The organism is Dietzia sp. NPDC055343 (genome assembly GCF_053645265.1).
In genome coordinates this window covers 1-4627 of the sequence record NZ_JBSHMJ010000083.1, presented here as the reverse complement: position 1 = coordinate 4627, position 4627 = coordinate 1, and the positions used below count along the sequence as shown (strand labels likewise).

The following is a 4627-nucleotide window of genomic DNA, read 5'->3' as shown; positions in this document are numbered from 1 at the left end:
CGTTCGACCGAGCCAACGTAGGTGCGGTGTAGACCGCACGCTTCCGCCAACGCCTCTTGTGACAGTCCGGTACCTGCGCGTGCGGTGCGGACACGGGTGCCGAACTGGGTGAGCAGGTCGGCATCGCAAAGCATGCCTTCACATTCACCCGATGAACACTATCGGTCTACAGACTATGAGTAGCATCTAGTGGTTGTTGATTACGATAACCACCACCAAGGGAGCACATGCCTAAATCGAAAGGCAGAAAGACCAAGAACACTCGGTCCCGAAACCGGGTGGACCCCCGAGCGTCGACAACGTCGACGGTAGCGCCGTCTCAAGCGCTGTACTTGCCGTTGCCGTACCCGGCCTGGCAGATGTCCGAGGTCGTGGCAACGATCCAAAAGGTGGTGCCGTCCCTGACTGAGGAGGTGCTGCTGGAGATGCTGCTGTCGCACCCGCTGCATCTGCGTGATGTTGACGGAGCCGCGCACTCGATCACGCCGCTCGATCTCGTTGGCGATGACCAAGCCAGTGCTAGCGACGTGCTGGCGTCCCTGAAGGTGCTGCACGAGCTGGGAATGTTGACCTGGGACGCCACCTCGCGCACCCATCTATTCAAAGAATCTGGCCATGCCTAACCCTTGGCGAGATGCTCGCACCGTACAGAGAGGCTGATTGCCGCGGCCAGCGCAGCCCATTCCCGCCCCTGACGTACTGGCCGACCCCACCAATGGGCCGCCACTGCTGCCTGACATCTCAGATGGCCGCCGGCTCACAACAGGGCTGTCACCACAGGTCGGGGGAGGAGTCGGTGACAGGCCCCCACGCCGATGGGCTTGCCGTGTGGGTGTCCGGGCCGTGCTCTCGTTCGGCGGCTCGGTGGGCGAGGTAGGACGCGGTGAAGTCGCTCACGGTGGCGGCAGGAGACTCGGCCGGCGCGGTGGTGAGCGTGTGGCGAGTGTCGGTCAGCCACGTGGCCAGTTCCGGGTCACCGGTGGTGGTTTCTGGTGGGGGAGTGGGCAGTTCGAGCTTCTCACCGACCTCGCGGGTCACGTGTCGGATTCGATGGGCGATGACTGCGCCAGCGGATTTCGCGGTGTCGAGGGTGTCGGTGGCCTGGGCCCACATTTCTCGGGGGTCCAGGCCTGCCAGTGCCGCTTCGGTCCAGGCGTGCGCAATCTCGGTGCGCAGCTCGGGATCAGCATCAATCTGGTGGGCGTAAGCCCGCGGGAGAGCGTCGATGTACTCGGGCAGGGTGGCTGCGGTGAAGGTTCTGGCGGCAAGGTCCGCGCCGTGCCGGTAGAGCTGTTCGAGGCGTGCGGGGTCGGTGGCGTCGGTGTATTCCTGCCGCAGGGTTTCGATGGCCGAGGTGTGGCGGGTGTCGCGGGCCAGGACCGTGGACAGCACTTCTTGGGCGGTTGGTGCGGGGCGGTCGCCGGCGGAGTGCATGTGTCCGTCTTCGGCGGAGAGGTCGAGGTCGGGTTCGCAGACCGTGTAGACGCGGTTCTCTTTCTTGCCTCGGGTCATGGCGACGTACAGGCCGGCCCGATCGACGCCAGTGTCGATGACGGCGTGGGTGGTATCCACGGTGGAGCCTTGGGCGCGGTGGATGGTGGCCGCGTAGCCCAGGTGCATGTTGGTGCCGGCGTAGTCGGCGGGGATGAGCATGTCCTGGCCGGTGTTGATGTCGCGTACGGCGAGTGTGCCGTCGTCGGCGAGGTCGGTGACGGTGAAGAGTTGGCCGTTGATGACCCGCCCGAGGTATTTGCTGTCTGTGGTGTAGAGCTTCGAGTTCTTGCGGGCGATGACGGTGTCTCCGACGCCGACGGAGTCTGAGCGGGAGACGGTGGTGGTGCGGGTGTCGTCGACGAGGCCTTCTGCGATGCGTTGTGCGCGGATGACTTCGTTGAGGGTGTCGACGTCGTCGTTGCGGGAGGCGATGATCAGTGACTTGCGGCCGGCGTCGCGGTCGGCGAGGTAGGCCTGCACGGCGTCGGTGAGCATGGACTCTCGGTGTCCACCACTGATCCAGTCGCGGCCTTGGTATAGCTCGAGGGCATCGGTGTCGCCGACACGAAGCCCCAGTGTTGCTTCTGCTTGCTGGGTGTCTGCTCCCATGCGCATGACCTGGTCGAGCTCTACGGTGCCGGGGGTGCGGCACACTTCCGCGAAGATGCCGCCGGAGTTGACCGCGGACAGCTGGTACGGGTCGCCGATCAGTCGCACGACTGCCCCGGATTCGGCGGCGATCTCGGTCAGTGCGGCGAGGTTCTCGGTGCTGGCCATTCCGGCTTCATCGACCAGGAGCATGTCGCCGGGGTTGATCTGTACCGGCAGTGCCGACAGGGTTTGTCCGGGCTGGTTGGGGTGGAGTCCTCGCCAGGTGAAGGTCAGTGAGTCGATGGTGTGGGCGGGGGCGTGGATGTCTTCTGACAGCACGCTGGCGGCGGCGGCAGAGGGAGCCAGCCCGATCGCCTTCCGTCCTGTTTCTTGCCAGGTATCGGCCACGATCTTCATCGAGGCGGTCTTGCCGGTGCCGGCCGGCCCGACCCCTGCGGCCACGAGTGTTCCGACGGTGAGCAGGTGCTGTGCCAGAGCGTGCTGGCCGGGGTTCAGGCTCCACCCGGTGGCCGCGAGGTGGGCCTGCTCGGCAGCATCAAGTGCGGCGTCGGTGGCGAACACTGCGACCGGGGTTTGGGCAGCGTCAAGGACAGCGGTTTCGGCGTCGAGGACGGCGTCGGTGGTGAACTTTTCGCTGTTGGCGTGCCGGTCAATTCCCCTGTCTTGCTCAGTCATCAACTGCGCCGGCAGAGTCAGTGGTTCCGGTGGTGTCAGGGGCACCGCAATGCTTTCCATGGCGTACTCCAGCACAGCGGCGTGGGCTCGATTCAGCTCCTCGTCGGTGGTAAAGCGGTAGCCCTTGAGTGCGGTGGATACGGCGGTGTCCACGTGTGAGGCGCGGAACTGTGCACGCATCTGGGTCACCCGTGAGATGGCCTGCCGAGCCACCAGCTGGCTGTGCTCCTGGACGTCAAATACCGGTCGCTCTGTTTCGGTATCGGAGGCGGTCACGCGCTCGGTGATGGCCTCGACTGCTTCGGCTCCCACGCGCTCTTGAGCGGACTGTCGCCACGCGTTGCGGAGTTCGTCAAGGGACTGCGCGGGCTTCTTGGCGTCACGAGTGTCCAGGATCGCCTTCTGCCACAGAGCGTAGGCAGCACGTTGCGAAGGTGGGCGCCCGTGGGTGTCGACAAACTCGGCAACTAGGCGGTCGTAAACAGGTCTGGCGAGGGTGCGGCGGGATGAGAATGCGTCGATGAGTCGGCGGTCAATCCCGGCGATTTCCCAAATCGGAGCCTTATCCCGGTGTGGGTAGTGGGCCTCGAACTCGACACCCATCTGGCGGGTGAGCTTGTCGTGCAGGATCGCATCGTAGCGGGCCGAGATCGCTTGGTGCATCTGGTGGATTGCCCGTGAATCCAGGCTCAACCATCGTCCGTCGGGGCCTTGCACTTTGTTGGCGACTAGGACGTGGGAGTGCAGGTCCGGGTCGCCTCCTCGGGTATCAAAATGGGTGAACTCCGAGGCGATGAGTCCCCGGGTTTTGACCTGCTGGATTCCTTTGACACCGACGCGGGTGTAGATGGCGTTGTCCTCTGCCCAGGACAGTGCCTCGGCCACGGCTTCGTGGTGCAGTGCCGCCACTCTCGCGGACGTCTGTTCGTCTGCCAGCGCCCACAGAACGCTGACACTTTTCACCGGAGAGAAGGTGAAGTCGAACCCGGCGACTGCTTGCTTTACCTGGTCGCGTTCACGGTTGATCCAGGCAACGATGTCTTTGCCGGAGGCGTGTTCGTAGCCGAACTTCTCGGTGTAGAACGGGCGACCTATCTGCTCGGCCAGCTGCGCCCGCTCCTGCACAGTGGGTCGCCTTTTCTCGGTTGACAGGAACTGCTTCTCGGCAGCAGATAGTGCGGCCAGAACCTCGGAGGTTCCGGTGAAGACCGGGAAGGATCGTCCGAGTTTGCAGTCAGACAGTGATGTTCCGGCGAGCATCTTCTCGTCGGTGTCCGGGTGCAAACCTTCGCCGTAGAGCGCAGCCATCTGCGATTCCGTGACGGTGGCCCCGGACGTGGTTGCCTCAGAGTTCAGACCGGTGAGGCCGGAGCCGATCCAACGCCCAGGCGGGGTGCCTTTCGCCGCGTAGTAGTCCGACAAGGACTTGCCCTCGGGGTCGGCGTCGTTGGTGGCCACCGAGCGCAGCAGGTACTGGTATCCAGTACCTGCATGTACCGCTCGGAGGGTCATCATGCGCTCCAGCGTAGGCGTGTTGAAAGGCGACGTCTACGCGTCGCGTCGCGCGACGCCGTGACCAGTGCCTTCCCGATCTCACTAATAGTGCCTACTGTGTGTGGCAGTTTGTGGCAAGCGACAGCGAGGATGATCTAGCACGGCCAGTGCTAGATGTGGTGCGGCCATCGGGGACCAGGACGGCGCGACGATGACGGCGGCATGGTGGTTGGGCATTGCGGCGGCGATGGGTGGACCAATAGGGTCGATCACATGGCGGCTACCAAGACTGATTCACGTTCACAAACCGCACGCGCGAGGGCTCGTCAGGCGATGGCCGACGAGCTGGAGC

Annotated in this window: 3 protein-coding genes; 1 reads left to right on the top strand and 2 read right to left on the bottom strand. The window is 64.3% G+C overall.

What is annotated here, in order from left to right; genetic code table 11:
• A partial coding sequence (locus tag ACWIE7_RS18355) for a helix-turn-helix domain-containing protein (protein ID WP_454070090.1) occupies nt 1-134 on the bottom strand: 134 nt, incomplete at its 3' end.
• Between the two features lie 225 nt (nt 135-359).
• Here ACWIE7_RS18355 and ACWIE7_RS18350 point away from each other — a divergent pair.
• A complete protein-coding gene (locus ACWIE7_RS18350; RefSeq protein ID WP_182657749.1) occupies nt 360-623 on the top strand; it encodes a hypothetical protein in 264 nt (87 codons plus the stop codon).
• A gap of 148 nt (nt 624-771) precedes the next feature.
• On the opposite strand, the gene mobF is transcribed toward ACWIE7_RS18350, so the two are convergent.
• Complete coding sequence (gene mobF, locus ACWIE7_RS18345) at nt 772-4296, bottom strand: MobF family relaxase (protein WP_454070211.1); 3525 nt, start codon at nt 4294-4296, stop codon at nt 772-774.
• Nucleotides 4297-4627 lie beyond the last annotated feature (331 nt).